The sequence below is a fragment of the Knoellia remsis genome (genome assembly GCF_003002895.1).
In the GTDB taxonomy this organism is placed as follows: Bacteria; Actinomycetota; Actinomycetes; order Actinomycetales; family Dermatophilaceae; genus Knoellia; species Knoellia remsis.
Genome location: NZ_PVTI01000029.1, coordinates 1 through 14,004, shown reverse-complemented (window position 1 = coordinate 14,004; position 14,004 = coordinate 1). Strand labels below are relative to the sequence as shown.

Below are 14,004 nucleotides of genomic sequence, written 5' to 3'. Positions count from 1 at the left end.
GCGGGGACGGCGTGCGGGTCAGTCGGTGGCGGACGAGGACGAGGACGTGGCCGACGGGCGGTAGAACGCGGCGAGCAGTCCGAGCGCCGCGGCTACACCGCCGACGAGGGCGATGACACCCCACACCACGCCCGAGAGGTCGAGCCCGAACACCTCGTCGAGCGACCAGCGGCCCGGGCCGAGGACCGCGAGCCCCACCGCGACCATCGCGATGAGGACGACGTACTCCCAGCCGCCCTTGAAGATGAAGTAGCCCTTACCCCGGTGGTCGGTGAGCGCCGCCACCGCCATGAGCCCGACGAACGCCGTCGCCGCCAGCCCGGTGAGCAGCCCGAACGTCACGAGCAGCCCGGCACCGATCTCGGTGAACGCGGCGAACCGGGCGTGCAGCCACCCCGGGCGCAACCCGAGCGACTCGAACCAGCCAGCCGTCCCCGACAGTCCGCCCTGGACCTTGTTGAGGCCGTGGATGACGAGCATCGGCCCGAGCGCGAGGCGCAGCACGAGCGAGGCGAGGTCGAGCTCGCTCTGGCCCACCGTCACGACGCGCCTCCGGCTGCGCCGGCAGCACCGGCCGCGCCGGCGGCACCGGCCACCCCGTCACCCGGCACGAGCTCGCGCAACCCCGGCACGACCTGCTCGGTGAACGTCCGCAGGAACCGCTCCTGGTCGTGCCCCGGCCCGTGGAAGACGAGGTGGTCGAAGCCGAGGTCGGTGTACTCGCGCACCGCGTCGATGACCTCCTCCGGTGTCGAAGCGACGATCCAGCGTTTCGCGACCTGCTCGATGGGCAGCTCGTCGGCGGCCTTCTCCATCTCCGCGGGCGAATGGATCGAGTGCTTCTGCTCGGCCGTCAGCGACAGCGGCGCCCAGAACCGCGTGTTCTCCAGCGCCTGGTCCGGGTCGGGGTCCCAGGACAGCTTGATCTCGATCATCCGGTCGATCGAGCCAGCCGGGCGCCCGGCCTTCGACAGCCCCTCGGCCACCGCGGGCAGCAGCTTGTCGGCATACAGCTCGCGACCCTTGCCCGAGGTGCAGATGAAACCGTCACCGACCCGGCCGGCATACCGCGCGACGAGCGGCCCGCCGGCCGCAACGTACACGGGCACAGGCGAATCCGGCCGGTCGAAGATCTTCGCGTCCTCGGTGCGGTAGTACTCGCCCTCGAACGTCACCGAGTCCTCGGTCCACAGCTGGCGCATGAGCCGCACCGCCTCACGCAGCCGCGCGAACCGCTCCTTGAACTCGGGCCACCCGCTCTCCGGCACCGAGCCGACAGCCACCTCGTTGAGTGCCTCGCCGGTGCCGACGCCGAGCATGATCCGCCCGGGTGCGAGGCACGCCATCGTCGCGAACGCCTGCGCCACGACCGCCGGGTTGTAGCGGTAGGTCGGCGTCATCACCGACGTCCCGAGGAGCACCCGCTCGGTGCGTGCCGCGACCCACGACAGCCACGGGATCGAGCTGGGCGCGTGCCCGCCTTCGAGCCGCCAGGGCTGGAAGTGGTCCGAGATGGTCACCGAGTCCAGTCCCAGCTCCTCGGCGAGGATCGCGTATGCCGCGAGGTCGCCGGGCGCGAACTGCTCGGCCGAGGCCTTGTAGCCGATGCGCATGAACCCATCCTCTCCCATGCCGGTGCGATAGTGAGCGTGTGCCTCCTCACCTCCCACGTCGCCCCGGTCGTGGACGCAGAGTGGCCCGTATGCCGTGGCGCACGTCGCGCGTGCGCGTCGCCGTCGCGTCCGTCGCCGTCCTGGGGCTGGCGACGGGGTGCGCCGGCCGTGGATCGACCCAGGACGAGGCGGTCGGCAACGTCGCGACGCGCTTCCTCGCCGCGGCGAGCTCGGCGCCCGACGGCGCGTGCGCCTTCCTCGCCCCGGCCACTGTCGAGACGCTGCAGTCCGACGGCGAGGACTGCGCCTCGGCGATGCAGGAGGTCGCACCCGACGGCGACCCGACGTCCGAGCCGGAGGTCGAGGTCTACGGGCGCGAGGCGATGGTGCGCTGGGACGGGCAGACCCTCTTCCTCAGCCGCTTCGACGACGGCTGGCGGGTCACCGCTGCGGGCTGCGAGTCCCGCGGCGACGACCTGCCCTACGACTGCACGGTGGAAGGGCGGTGACGCGATGAGCGGCATGCGATGGCAGTTCGTCGGCTGGCTCGCCTTCATCGTGCTCGGGCTGGCGTGGTGCATCTCCATCGGGGTGCTCGGCCGATGAACGCGACGAAGAACGAGTCCTCGACGACGCCGGGTCCTCTGCGGCGGAACAGCCTGCCGCTCGTCTTCGGCCTCCTCCTGCTGGGCGCCCTTGTCGGACAGGCGATCTCGGGCCTGGCCGGGGTGAACGCCGACGCCCGCGACGCCGGGCTGCAGCAGATCGGCATGCTCGAGTACCTCACGAGCTCGAGCTTCGCCGTCGACGTCGCGGAGAACTGGCAGTCGGAGTACCTCCAGTTCCTCCTCTTCATCCTCCTGACCATCTGGTTCGTCCAGAAGGGGTCGCCCGAGTCCAAGCCCCTGCACAAGATCGGCCGCGGCACGGACGAAGAGCAGAAGGTCGGCGAGCACGCCGACCCCGACTCCCCCACCTGGGCCAGGGCAGACGGGTGGCGCCGCGCCCTCTTCTCGCACTCGCTCGGCCTGACGATGGGCGCGATCTTCCTCGCCTCCTGGCTGGCGCAGCTCATCGCCGGCCACGCGGCATACAACGCCGAACAGCTGCGCGAGCTCAAGGCGCCGCTGACGTTCGGCGACTACCTCACCGCCCCGGACTTCTGGAGCCGCACCTTCCAGAACTGGCAGTCGGAGTTCCTCGCCGTCGCGAGCATGGTCGTGCTCGCGATCTACCTACGCGAGCGCGGGTCGCCCGAGTCCAAGCCCGTGGGAGAGCCGCACGAGAGCACCGGGGTCGAGGGCTGAACGGTCACGCCGGTCCGCCACGATGCGGGGCTAGCCTGAGGGGAGCGTGCGACCCACGCTTCCACCAGTTCTGACAAAGGAGTCACCACCGTGACCGCGTCGTCCGTCACCTCTCCCACGCCGTCCGCCCCGTCCTCGCCGTCCGCCCCGTCCGCACCGTCCGCGACACCCACCGTCCCGGCCCAGCACGACCCGCTCGACACCTCGAGCCACGAGCAGGTCGTCTTCTGCTCCGACCCGGACAGCGGCCTGCGCGCCATCATCGCGATCCACGACAGCCGCCTCGGCCCGGCCCTCGGCGGCACCCGCTTCTACCCGTACGCCAGCCAGGACGAGGCCCTCGCCGACGTGCTGCGCCTCTCCCGCGGCATGTCCTACAAGAACGCGGTCGCGGGCATCCCCCACGGTGGCGGCAAGGCGGTCATCATCGGTGACCCGACGACGACCAAGACCCCCGAGCTGCTGCGCGCCTACGGTCGGTTCGTCGAGAGCCTCGGCGGCCGCTACGTCACGGCCTGCGACGTGGGCACCTACGTCCCCGACATGGACGTCGTCGCCGAGACGACCCGGTTCGCGACCGGCCGCTCCCCCGAGAACGGCGGCGCGGGCGACTCCTCGGTGCTCACGGCATACGGCGTCTTCCAGGGCATGCGCGCGGCCGCCCAGCACGTCTGGGGCGAGCCGACCCTGCGCGGCCGGCGGGTCGGCATCGCCGGCGTCGGCAAGGTTGGCCGCATCCTCGCCGGTCACCTCGTCGAGGACGGTGCGCAGGTCGTCGTCACCGACGTCAACGCCGACGCGGTCGCCGCCCTGCAGCAGACGCACCCCGGCATCGAGAGCGTGAGCGACGTCGCCGCGCTCGTGCGCAGCGAGCTCGACGTCTACGCCCCCTGCGCCCTCGGTGGCGCACTCGACGACGACACCGTCGAGGCGCTCACGGCCCGCATCGTCTGCGGCGGCGCGAACAACCAGCTCGTCACCGAGGGCCCGGGCGGCACCGCCGACCGGCTCGTCGCGCGCGGCATCACCTACTGCCCCGACTTCCTCGTCAACGCCGGTGGCGTCATCCAGGTCAGCGACGAGCTGAACGGGTTCGACTTCGAGCGGGCCAAGCGGGGCGCGACGGCGATCTTCGAGCACACCCTTGAGGTGCTGCGGACGGCGGACGAGCGCGGCGAGAGCCCCGCGGACTCGGCCGACCACGTCGCCGAGCAGCGCATGGCGGCCGGCTCGTCGACGATCTGGCTTCCGCAGCGCTGACCTGAGGACGTCGCCGCATGGTGAGTCGTCCCTCGCATGGTGAGTCGTCCCTCGCATGGTGAGTCGTCCCTCGTGTGGTGATTCGTCCCTCCTTCGGGGGACGACTCACCCACGGGAGGACAAGCCACCACGAAAGGGACGACTCACCACCACGGGGACGAGCCAGCACACCCAGGGCGCCGTCTCACCGGACCGACCCATGCAGCGGAATCCTTTCGGACTGTTGTAGCGTTGGACCCACGACAAACACACGATTCCCGGGACCGCAGCTCGACGAGGGATGACCCCCTGATGGGGCCGTCCCCAGCGGTATGCCGTCCCGGCAGACGCACGAGGGGGTCACGCCATGGGGCGCGGCCGAGCAAAAGCCAAGCAGACCAAGGTGGCTCGCGAGCTGAAGTACTTCAGCCCCGACACCGACCTGAGCGCGCTTGAGCGAGAACTCCACGGTCAGACGTCGTCGCCACCGCCGTCTCGGGCTTCCGAGTACGACAGCGACGACGAGGACGACTACGACACGTGGGCCTCGAGTCGCCGTTGACGACGTGACCACGACGTGACCACGACGGTGGGCTGACCCCCACCGCACGTCCGCGGCCGGCATACCCCGCCTGTCCCACCCCAGCACGGCGCGACGATCTGCCATGCTCACGGGATGACTGACGTGCGCACCGCCGACGCCGCGAAGCGGCTCGGCGTCGAGACCACCGGCATCGAGATCATCGACGAGGCGGACCGCACCGCCGCACCCCGCGACCTGTTCTGGCCGTGGTTCGCGGCGAACGTCTCCGTCTTCGGGATCTCGTATGCCGCGTTCGTCCTCGGCTTCGGCATCTCCTTCTGGCAGGGCGTCCTCGTTGCGATCCTCGGGATCGTCATCTCGTTCGCGCTCTGCGGCATCATCGCCATCGCGGGCAAGCGCGGCTCGGCACCGACGATGATCCTGTCGCGGGCCGCCTTCGGGGTGCAGGGCCAGAAGGTGCCCGGCGTCATCTCGTGGCTCGTCTCCATCGGCTGGGAGACCTTCCTCGCCATCCTCGCGGTGCTCGCGACGTCGACGATCTTCACCCGGCTCGGGTGGGGCGGCGGCACGGGCACCAAGATCGTCGCGGCCGTCGTCGTCGCGGCGATGATCGTGCTCGCGTCGGTCGCCGGCTACCACATCATCATGCGCCTCCAGTCGATCCTCACCTGGGTCACCGGCGCCATCACGATCCTCTACGTCGTCATGACGTTCCGGCACCTCGACTGGTCGGCGATCGGCTCGCTGCCCTCGGGCGGCATCGGCGCCACCATCGGCGCGCTCGTCATGGTCATGACCGGCTTCGGCCTCGGCTGGATCAACATCGCCGCCGACTGGTCGCGCTACCAGCGCCGGGACGCCAGCGGCGCGGCCATCGTCGGCTGGAACACCTTCGGCGGGGCCCTCGCCCCGGCCCTGCTCGTCTGCTACGGCCTCGCGCTCGCCGGCTCCGACGCGAACGTCCTCGAGGGCATCGGCGCCGACCCCATCGGCACCCTCGCCACCCTCCTGCCGACGTGGGTGCTCGTGCCGTTCCTCCTCGCCGCGATCCTCTCGCTCGTCTCGGGCGCGGTGCTCGGCATCTACTCCTCGGGGCTGACCCTGCTCTCGCTCGGGGTGCGCATCCCCCGCCCGATGGCGGCCCTCGTCGACGGCATCATCCTCACGCTCGGCACGTTCTACGTCGTCTTCGTCGCGGAGAGCTTCCTCGGCCCGTTCCAGAGCTTCCTCATCACCCTCGGTGTGCCGCTCGCCTCCTGGGCGGGGATCATGATCGCCGACATCGCCTTGCGCAAGCGTGACTACGACGACGACGCCCTCTTCGACTCCCGCGGCCGCTACGGCGCCTGGGACTGGACCTCGATCGGCACCATGGTCGTCGCGTCGGTCCTTGGGTGGGGACTGGTCGTCAACAACTTCGCCGACGACGCCACCTGGAACAACTGGCAGGGCTTCCTTCTCGAGCCCCTCGGCCTCGGCACCTTCGTCGACGACCCCGCCGGGTCGTACTGGGAGGGCACCTTCGCGTATGCGAACCTCGGCGTCCTGCTCGCCCTCGTCCTGTCGTTCTTCGTGACGTATGCCGCCCGCCGCGGCACCGTGCGCCGGCAGGAGGAGCTCGCGTGAGCGACACCAAGGGGTCCGAGGCTGGACCTGCGGGCGCAGCAGCGCCAGAGGTCGTCGCCGTCGAGGACGTGACACCGCTCGAGGACGAGTGGCTCGTCATCGTCGACCCGCAGGCGGTCTTCGCCGACCCCAAGGAGAGCCCGTGGGGCTCACCGATGTGGAGCGAGACGGTGCCGCGCATCGTCCGGCTCGCCGCGGCATACCGGGGCCGGGTGGTCGTGACGCGCTTCGTCGCGGACCCGGGCATCGGTGGTTCGTGGGCGGACTACTACGACGACTGGCAGTTCGCGCTCGTGCCGGACTCCGACCCGCTGTATGCCGTGGTGCCCGAGCTCGCGGACCTCACCGACCACGTCGTCACCGAGCCGACGTTCGGCAAGTGGGGCGAGCAGCTGCGGGCCGTCGTCGGCGAGCAGCCGCGGATGGCCGTCGCCGGCGTCGCCACCGACTGCTGTGTCATCGCGACGGTGATCCCGGCCGGGGACGCCGGCGCCTCGGTGCGGGTGGTGTCGCAGGCGTGCGCCGGCTCGTCGCTCGAGAACCAGGAGAAGGCGCTCGAGGTGATGCGGCTCTTCGCTCCGCAGGTCACCGTGCTCTGAGCGGGCGAGCGCTCAGGCGGGGTGCTCGCCCACGACCTGGACCGAGCCACCGTCGACGCCCTTGGCACCGCGCACGACCTCGACCCCGTCCTCAACAACGGCATCCTCGAGAGCGGAGACCTCACCCATCGGCCAGGCCTGGATGCCGCGCTCGCGCAGGACAGCGGTCGCCGCATCGACGTGGTCGGCCGGCAGCATCGCGACGAACCCGACCCCCATGTTGAGGGTGCGCTCGAGGTCTGTCCGCGGCACCGTGCCGAGACGCCCGACCGTCGAGAACACCGCCGGCGGGGTCCACGAGGAGCGGTCCACCCGGGCGAAGACGTCGCTCGGCAGGACCCGAGCGAGGTTCGCCGCGAGACCACCGCCGGTGACGTGCGACAGCGCGTGCACGTCGACACCGGGGGTGCGGATGAGCGCGAGGAGGTCCGCGGCATACACCCGCGTCGGCTCGAGCAGCTCCTCCCCGAGGGTGCGGCCGAACTCGTCGACGTGGCGGTCGAGGGCCCAGCCCGCGTGCTCGACGACCTTGCGCACGAGCGAGTAGCCGTTGGAGTGCAGGCCCGACGACGCGAGACCCAGCACGACGTCGCCCGGACGCACACGCTGCGGACCCAGCACACCGGCATACTCCACGACGCCGGTCGCGGCACCGGCGACGTCGTACTCCTCGGGGCCGAGCAGGCCCGGGTGCTCCGCGGTCTCGCCGCCGACGAGGGCGACGCCCGCCTGCTCGCACGCCCGGGCGATGCCGCCCACGATCGCGGCGATCCGCTCGGGCACGACCCGACCCGTGGCGATGTAGTCGGTCATGAAGAGCGGCTCGGCGCCGCACACGACGATGTCGTCGACGACCATGCCGACGAGGTCGAAGCCGATCGTGTCGTGCCGGTCGAGGGCCTGCGCGATGGCGACCTTGGTGCCGACACCGTCGGTCGACGTCGCGAGGACCGGACGGTCCATCCGGGCGATAGCGGAGGCGTCGAACATCCCGGCGAACCCGCCGAGAGCACCGAGGACCTCAGATCGGGTCGCGCGGCGGACGTCGGCCTTCATCAGCTCGACGGCCCGGTCACCCGCCTCGACGTCGACTCCGGCTGCGGCATAGGTGATCTGGTCGCTCACGTCGGGTCTGCCTCGTTCTCGTGTGGGCTCGGGGGACTCGTGGGTTCTCGTGGGGCGGGGTCAGGGCCGGCGGACGGCCTCGGCGGCCCCACCGGACGCCGTGACGGAGACGCGGTCGACGTCGAGGGTGCCGGTCTGGGTCGCGTCGGTCTCGCCCATGTCGACAGGGAACTCGAGCTCGAGCAGGCCCTTGCCGAGCTGGTCCTCGGACGGCAGCTCGACGGGGTAGCTGCCGGTGAAGCAGGCCGTGCACAGCTGCTCGAGGGGCTGCTCGGTCGCGGCGACCATGCCCTCCTCGGAGATGTAGCCGAGGGAGTCGGCCCCGATCGAGTTGCAGACCTCCTCGACCCCGATGCCGGTCGCGATGAGCTCGGCGCGGGTCGCGAAGTCGATGCCGTAGAAGCAGGGCCAGCGCACCGGCGGCGACGAGATGCGCACGTGCACCTCCGCGGCGCCGGCCTCACGCAGCATCCGGACCAGCGCACGCTGGGTGTTGCCGCGCACGATCGAGTCGTCGACGACGACGAGGCGCTTGCCCTTGATGACCTCGCGCAGCGGGTTGAGCTTGAGGCGGATGCCGAGCTGGCGGATCGTCTGCGACGGGGCGATGAAGGTGCGGCCGACATAGGCGTTCTTGACCAGGCCCTGGCCGTAGGGGATGCCGGACTCCTGCGCATAGCCGATCGCGGCCGGCGTGCCCGACTCCGGCGTCGGCATGACGAGGTCGGCCTCGACGAGGTGCTCACGCGCGAGGGCGCGACCCATCTCGACGCGGGCCTCGTGGACGACGCGGCCGTTGATCGTCGTGTCCGGGCGGGCGAGGTAGACGTACTCGAAGACGCAGCCCTTGCGGTCGGTCTCGGCGAACCGCTGGGACCGCAGCCCGTCCTCGTCGATGGCGATGAGCTCACCCGGCTCGACCTCGCGGATGAACGACGCGCCGACGATGTCGAGCGCCGCCGTCTCGGAGGCGACGACCCAGCCACGCTCCAGGCGACCCAACACCAACGGACGGATCCCCTGAGGGTCGCGGGCGGCATACAGGGTGTGCTCGTTCATGAAGACGAAGCAGAACGCGCCGCGCAGCTTCGGCAGGACGTCGAGCGCAGCGGCCTCGACGGTGCGGTCCGGGTCCGCCGTGAGGAGAGCCGTGACGAGCGCGGTGTCGGTGGTGTTGCCGCGGCCGAGCTCGCCGCGCTGGGCGCCGTCGGCGGTGGTCTCGGCGACGAGGTCGCGCAGCTCGGCAGAGTTGATGAGGTTGCCGTTGTGGGCGAGGGCGAGGGTGCCGCCGTCGTGGCCGCCGAGCGTGGGCTGGGCGTTCTCCCACGTCGAGCCGCCGGTCGTGGAGTAGCGGCAGTGGCCGATGGCGAGGTGGCCGGTCAGCGACCCGAGCGAGCGCTCGTCGAAGACCTGCGAGACGAGGCCCATGTCCTTGTAGACGAGGAGGCGGCGGCCGTTGCTCGTCGCGATGCCGGCCGACTCCTGCCCGCGGTGCTGCAGGGCGTAGAGGCCGTAGTACGTGAGCTTGGCGACGTCCTCGCCGGGCGCCCAGACGCCGAAGACCCCGCAGGCGTCCTGCGGGCCCTTCTCCCCGGGCATGAGGTCGTGGGTGAGCCGTCCGTCTCCGCGTGCCACGCCTCCAGTGTCCCACGAGTTCGCGGCGCCCCTGTCCGGTGACCCATCCGCCGGGACGCGGGTGTCGAATGGTGGGTATGACGGACCAGTCCCAGCGCGCTTCGCGATGGCCGTATGCCGTGAGCGGCCTCCTCGCGGCGGCCGCCGGTGCCGCCGCCGGTCACCTCGTGGCGGGGCTGGTCTCCCCCGAAGCCTCGCCGGTGCTGGCTGTGGGGTCGACCGTCATCGACGCGACACCGACACCGGTCAAGGAGTGGGCCGTCTCGACGATGGGCACGGCCGACAAGCCGGTGCTCATCGGGTCGGTGACGGTGGTGACGCTGCTGCTCGCGGCCGTGGCGGGGGTGCTGTCCCGGACCCGGCCGACTGTGGGGCGGCTCGTACTCGTGGGGCTGGCGGCGCTGGCCACGGCCGCGGCGGTGAGCCGCCCGACGGCGGGGCAGCTCGACGTCCTGCCGGGGCTCGTGACCGGCCTCGTCGGGCTGCTCGTGCTCGGGGTGCTGCTGCGGCTCGTCGCCGGGCGTTCACGGGCGCGCGAGGTGAGCCCGCTCGACCGCACCGAGACCGTGCGCGATGTCCCGGGTCACGTCGAGTCGCCCACCGACCACAACGCGCGCGCGACCGGTGAACCGTCGCCGACCGGGCGACGGGCGTTCCTCTTCGGCGCGGGCGCGACGGCTGCCGGCACCGTGGCCGTGGGGGCCCTGGGGCAGCGGCTCACGACGGGTGCCCTCGCACCGTCGACCCTCACCCTGCCGACCCCGACGACGACGGCGCCTCCCCTGCCCGCAGGTCTCGAGGGGCGGGTCCGCGGGCTCACGCCGTTCCGCACGGCCAACCGCGACTTCTACCGGATCGACACGGCCCTCGTCATCCCGCGCGTCGACGCCGACTCGTGGGAGCTGACGATCGACGGCGAGGTCGACTCGCCGTTCACCCTCACCTACGCCGAGCTGCTCGACCTGCCGCTCATCGAGAAGGACATCACCCTCTGCTGCGTGAGCAACGAGGTCGGCGGCGGCTACATCAGCGCGGCGACGTTCCTCGGCGTGCCGGTGCGAACCTTGTTGTCCCGGGCGGGGATCCGTTCCGGAGTCGACCAGATCCTCAGCACCTCGGTCGAGGGCATGACCATCTCCACGCCGGTCGAGGCGCTCACCGACGACCGCGACGCCCTGCTCGCCGTTGGCATGAACGGCGAGCCGCTCCCGCGCCGGCACGGCTACCCCGTCCGGCTCGTCACGCCGGGGCTCTACGGGTTCGTCGGGTCGACGAAGTGGGTCGAGCGGCTCACCGCGACGACGTACGCGGCTGCCGAGGCCTACTGGACCGAACGTGGCTGGGCCACCGACGGACGGGTGCTCACCCAGTCCCGCATCGACACCCCGCGCGGGTTGTCCAGGCTCACGGCCGGCCCCGTCGTCATCGGTGGCGTCGCCTGGGCGCAGGGACGCGGCATACGGAAGGTCGAGGTGCGTGTCGATGAGGGTGAGTGGCAAGAAGCCACGATGGGCCCGGACGCGAACATCAACTACTGGCGGCAGTGGTACCTCGAGTGGGACGCGACCCCCGGGCCGCACCAGCTCACCGTCCGCGCGACCGACGCGACCGGAGCCGTGCAGACCGAGAAGCGCGCCGAGCCGTTCCCCCGCGGGGCGACCGGGTGGCACTCCATCCCCGTCACCATCGAGTGACGCGCTCGCTCCCCGTGCTCGCTTGCGTCTGCGTGGATGGCCAGGTTTCTGACCATCCACGCGGACATAAAAATCGTTGCGGCACAGACCAATCCGCATTCTCTCTCGCGCCGAACACCGGGTGTCAGCCACACAGATATGGAGGCACCACCATGAAGCTCAGCCACCGCACCGCTGCTCTTGCCCTCGCCGCCGCACTGCCGTTCACGCTCGCTGCGTGCGGTGGCTCGGACTCCGGCACCGACGCCTCGGGCGGGGACTCGACGACCAGCACGACCGAGTCGGCGTCGCCGTCGGAGTCGATGTCGTCGTCCTCGACCGACATGGCCGGTGAGCCCTTCGGCCCCGCCTGCAGCGCCGTGCCGACCTCCGGCGCCGGCTCGTTCGACGGCATGGCCACCGCCCCGGTCGCCACCGCCGCGAGCGCCAACCCGGTCCTGTCGACCCTCGTCTCCGCGGTGAAGACCGCCGGCCTGGTCGACACCCTCAACAACGCGCCCGAGATCACCGTCTTCGCGCCGACGAACGACGCGTTCGCCGCCGTCCCGAAGGCCACCCTCGACGCTGCGATGGCCGACCCCAAGGGCCTGCTGACCAAGGTCCTGACGAACCACGTCGTCGAGGGCAAGATCGCCCCCGACCAGCTCGCCGGCGAGCTCACCACCATGGGCGGCGGCAAGCTCACCGTCGCGGGCAGCGGTGAGGAGTTCACCGTCGGTGAGGCCAAGGTCGTCTGCGGCAACGTCAAGACCGCGAACGCCACGGTCTACATCATCGACAAGGTCCTCCTCCCGGCCTCCTGAGCCGCGGACGAGAGCGGAACCAGCGGATAGGTCATCATGGGCGTCATGGCAGCGGTCGGACCCGAGGGCGAACCCTCGTCCGACGCTGCCATGACGCCCGATCTCGCCGCACTCATCACGCGCTCCGCGCGCGGGGACGAGCAGGCGTTCGCCGCGTTGTATGACGCGACTGCGGCTCGCGTGTTCGGTCTCGTCGTGCGCGTGGTGCGGGACCGCGCGCAGAGCGAGGAGGTCACCCAGGAGGCCTACCTCGACATCTGGCGGCACTGCACCCGCTTCGACCCGCAGGCCGGGTCGGCGCTGTCCTGGATGCTCACCATCGCGCACCGCAAGGCCGTCGACCGGGTCCGCTCCGCACAGGCGAGCAAGGCCCGCGAGGTGACCTACGAGGTGCGGTCCGCCGAGCGCGAGCACGACTCGACGCTCGAACAGGTCGAGGTGCGCCTCGACCAGCAGCGCGTGCGCCGGGCGCTCGACGGGCTCACCGAGACCCAGCGCGGCGCCGTCGAGCTCGCCTACTTCGGCGGGCACACCCACACCGAGGTCGCAGCACTCCTCGGCATCCCGCTCGGAACGGCGAAGACCCGCATCCGGGACGGGCTCATCAGACTTCGAGACACGTTGGAGGTGACGGCATGAACCCGGACACCCACTCCCTGGCCGGTGCGTATGCCGTCGACGCCGTGACCGACGAGGAACGGCGCTCGTTCGAGGCACACCTCGAGGCGTGCCCCGACTGCCGTGCCGAGGTCGCGGAGCTGCGCGGAGCGGCCGCCGCCCTGGCCGCCGACGTCGAGCTCACGCCTCCGCCCGCCCTGCGCGGGTCGATCCTGTCGACGGTCTCGCAGACGCGCCGGGTCTCCCCGCTCGTCGACCGCGACGACGTGAGCGAGAGCCACCGCGACACCACGGCCGGCGACGCGTCCACGGGCGGCGACCACGCTGCTCATACGGACCGCGCGTCCTCCTCCGCGGCCATCGGATCCCCCGCCGCGGACCCCGGCTCCCCGACGGTCGGCTCTCCGGACGAGCTGGCCGGTCGTCGGGCTCGGCGCAACCGGGTCGTGCCGTGGCTGGCCGGAGTCGCCGCGGCCGCCGTCCTGGCCGTGGGAGTCGCGACGTGGCAGCCGTGGGCCGACGACGCACGGCGGCCGCTCACCGCCACCGAGCAGGTGCTGCGCGCCGAGGATGCCCAGCGCCTCGAGCAGCCGATGAACGGCTCGACCGTGGCGATCGTGCGCAGCCCATCGCAGAAGCAGGCGGTCCTCGTCGCCGACGGGATGCCGACACCTCCGGCGGGCAAGGCCTACCAGCTGTGGTTCGACATGCCCGGCCGCGGAATGGTGAGCGCCGGAATGGTGCCCGCCGGCTCGACGGTGACGGTGCTGCTCGAGGGTGACGCGTCCACCGCGACCGGCGCCGGGATCACCCTCGAACCGGCGTCTGGGTCGGAGCAGCCGACAAGCGCCCCCGTCGCCCTCTTCGCCTTCACCTGATTCCCGACTGATCCAGAAAATGAAGGTGATGGGGGCAGGGGTGAGTGCTGTGGGTGGCGCGGTGGTGTGTGGGGTTTTGGTCAGGCGACGGGTTCGAGGGTGACGCGGTAGCCGAGGGCTTGGAGGTCGCGGACGTGTCGCTGGGTGCGGCGTGTGGTGTCGATGTGGCGGTCGTAGTAGTCGGCGCCGAGGTCGGTGTAGCTCTGGGTCGGGTCGGTCAGGAGGTGCCAGATGATGGTCAGGAGTGTTCTGCTGACGGCGACGATCGCGCGGAGTTTGCCGATGCGGCGGGCGAGGCGGCGGTAGCGGTGGGCGAGGAAGGA

14 protein-coding genes and 1 pseudogene are annotated in these 14,004 nt (G+C 71.4%); 10 read left to right on the top strand and 5 right to left on the bottom strand.

Annotated elements, in window-relative coordinates; genetic code table 11:
- Nucleotides 1-18: 18 nt before the first annotated feature.
- Together BCF74_RS14630 and fgd are read right to left on the bottom strand one after the other, a co-directional pair.
- On the bottom strand, nucleotides 19-543 hold the full coding sequence (locus BCF74_RS14630) for a DoxX family protein (RefSeq protein ID WP_245889384.1): 525 nt from the start codon (nucleotides 541-543) through the stop codon (nucleotides 19-21).
- Nucleotides 540-1,613: a glucose-6-phosphate dehydrogenase (coenzyme-F420) gene (gene fgd, locus BCF74_RS14625; protein WP_425432827.1), complete on the bottom strand. Its 1,074-nt coding sequence runs from the start codon at nucleotides 1,611-1,613 to the stop codon at nucleotides 540-542. Before fgd ends, BCF74_RS14630 begins: the two co-directional genes overlap by 4 nt.
- 89 nt (nucleotides 1,614-1,702) lie before the next feature.
- Between fgd and BCF74_RS14620 the strand changes: the two genes are divergently transcribed.
- The 6 genes from BCF74_RS14620 (at nucleotide 1,703) to BCF74_RS14595 (ending at nucleotide 6,928) form a co-directional block, all read left to right on the top strand.
- Entirely contained in the window at nucleotides 1,703-2,122 is a 420-nt protein-coding gene (locus tag BCF74_RS14620; protein WP_218279283.1) for a hypothetical protein, read from the top strand.
- A 93-nt stretch (nucleotides 2,123-2,215) separates the two neighbouring features.
- Nucleotides 2,216-2,920, top strand: coding sequence for a DUF6766 family protein (locus tag BCF74_RS14615; protein WP_106298699.1), 705 nt, complete (start codon nucleotides 2,216-2,218; stop codon nucleotides 2,918-2,920).
- A gap of 90 nt (nucleotides 2,921-3,010) precedes the next feature.
- Nucleotides 3,011-4,180, top strand: a complete 1,170-nt coding sequence (locus BCF74_RS14610; protein ID WP_106298698.1) for a Glu/Leu/Phe/Val family dehydrogenase — start codon at nucleotides 3,011-3,013, stop codon at nucleotides 4,178-4,180.
- A gap of 346 nt (nucleotides 4,181-4,526) precedes the next feature.
- Nucleotides 4,527-4,721: a DUF3073 domain-containing protein gene (locus BCF74_RS14605; protein WP_106298697.1), complete on the top strand. Its 195-nt coding sequence runs from the start codon at nucleotides 4,527-4,529 to the stop codon at nucleotides 4,719-4,721.
- A 114-nt stretch (nucleotides 4,722-4,835) separates the two neighbouring features.
- Entirely contained in the window at nucleotides 4,836-6,329 is a 1,494-nt protein-coding gene (locus BCF74_RS14600; protein WP_106298696.1) for a purine-cytosine permease family protein, read from the top strand.
- Entirely contained in the window at nucleotides 6,326-6,928 is a 603-nt protein-coding gene (locus BCF74_RS14595) for a cysteine hydrolase family protein (RefSeq protein WP_106298695.1), read from the top strand. Before BCF74_RS14600 ends, BCF74_RS14595 begins: the two co-directional genes overlap by 4 nt.
- 12 nt (nucleotides 6,929-6,940) lie before the next feature.
- Here the strand turns inward: BCF74_RS14595 and purM are convergent, their stop codons facing one another.
- Together purM and purF are read right to left on the bottom strand one after the other, a co-directional pair.
- Complete coding sequence (gene purM / locus BCF74_RS14590; protein ID WP_106298694.1) at nucleotides 6,941-8,053, bottom strand: phosphoribosylformylglycinamidine cyclo-ligase; 1,113 nt, start codon at nucleotides 8,051-8,053, stop codon at nucleotides 6,941-6,943.
- 60 nt (nucleotides 8,054-8,113) lie between these two features.
- Complete coding sequence (gene purF / locus BCF74_RS14585) at nucleotides 8,114-9,688, bottom strand: amidophosphoribosyltransferase (protein WP_106298693.1); 1,575 nt, start codon at nucleotides 9,686-9,688, stop codon at nucleotides 8,114-8,116.
- A 77-nt stretch (nucleotides 9,689-9,765) separates the two neighbouring features.
- Here purF and BCF74_RS14580 point away from each other — a divergent pair, with 77 nt between their 5' ends.
- From BCF74_RS14580 to BCF74_RS14565, 4 genes are all read left to right on the top strand, one after another.
- A complete protein-coding gene (locus tag BCF74_RS14580; RefSeq protein ID WP_106298692.1) occupies nucleotides 9,766-11,382 on the top strand; it encodes a molybdopterin-dependent oxidoreductase in 1,617 nt (538 codons plus the stop codon).
- Between the two features lie 152 nt (nucleotides 11,383-11,534).
- Nucleotides 11,535-12,185 carry a fasciclin domain-containing protein gene (locus BCF74_RS14575; RefSeq protein WP_106298691.1) on the top strand — a complete coding sequence of 217 codons (651 nt, stop codon included), beginning with the start codon at nucleotides 11,535-11,537 and terminating at the stop codon, nucleotides 12,183-12,185.
- 45 nt (nucleotides 12,186-12,230) lie between these two features.
- Nucleotides 12,231-12,824: an ECF RNA polymerase sigma factor SigK gene (gene sigK / locus BCF74_RS14570; RefSeq protein WP_425432826.1), complete on the top strand. Its 594-nt coding sequence runs from the start codon at nucleotides 12,231-12,233 to the stop codon at nucleotides 12,822-12,824.
- Nucleotides 12,821-13,681 (top strand): anti-sigma factor, encoded by an 861-nt coding sequence (locus tag BCF74_RS14565; protein WP_106298690.1) that lies wholly within the window; start codon nucleotides 12,821-12,823, stop codon nucleotides 13,679-13,681. Before sigK ends, BCF74_RS14565 begins: the two co-directional genes overlap by 4 nt.
- A gap of 80 nt (nucleotides 13,682-13,761) precedes the next feature.
- Here the strand turns inward: BCF74_RS14565 and BCF74_RS17420 are convergent.
- Nucleotides 13,762-14,004 (bottom strand): annotated as a pseudogene (locus tag BCF74_RS17420) (IS110 family transposase); the annotation flags it as partial.

Coding starts and splice junctions, on each gene's coding strand:
- BCF74_RS14575 (WP_106298691.1), top strand. CDS start 11,535: ATGAAGCTCAGCCACCGCACCGCTGCTCTTGCCCTCGCCGCCGCACTG.
- BCF74_RS14605 (WP_106298697.1), top strand. CDS start 4,527: ATGGGGCGCGGCCGAGCAAAAGCCAAGCAGACCAAGGTGGCTCGCGAG.
- BCF74_RS14600 (WP_106298696.1), top strand. CDS start 4,836: ATGACTGACGTGCGCACCGCCGACGCCGCGAAGCGGCTCGGCGTCGAG.
- BCF74_RS14580 (WP_106298692.1), top strand. CDS start 9,766: ATGACGGACCAGTCCCAGCGCGCTTCGCGATGGCCGTATGCCGTGAGC.
- BCF74_RS14620 (WP_218279283.1), top strand. CDS start 1,703: ATGCCGTGGCGCACGTCGCGCGTGCGCGTCGCCGTCGCGTCCGTCGCC.
- sigK (WP_425432826.1), top strand. CDS start 12,231: ATGGCAGCGGTCGGACCCGAGGGCGAACCCTCGTCCGACGCTGCCATG.
- fgd (WP_425432827.1), bottom strand. CDS start 1,613: ATGCGCATCGGCTACAAGGCCTCGGCCGAGCAGTTCGCGCCCGGCGAC.
- BCF74_RS14615 (WP_106298699.1), top strand. CDS start 2,216: ATGAACGCGACGAAGAACGAGTCCTCGACGACGCCGGGTCCTCTGCGG.
- BCF74_RS14565 (WP_106298690.1), top strand. CDS start 12,821: ATGAACCCGGACACCCACTCCCTGGCCGGTGCGTATGCCGTCGACGCC.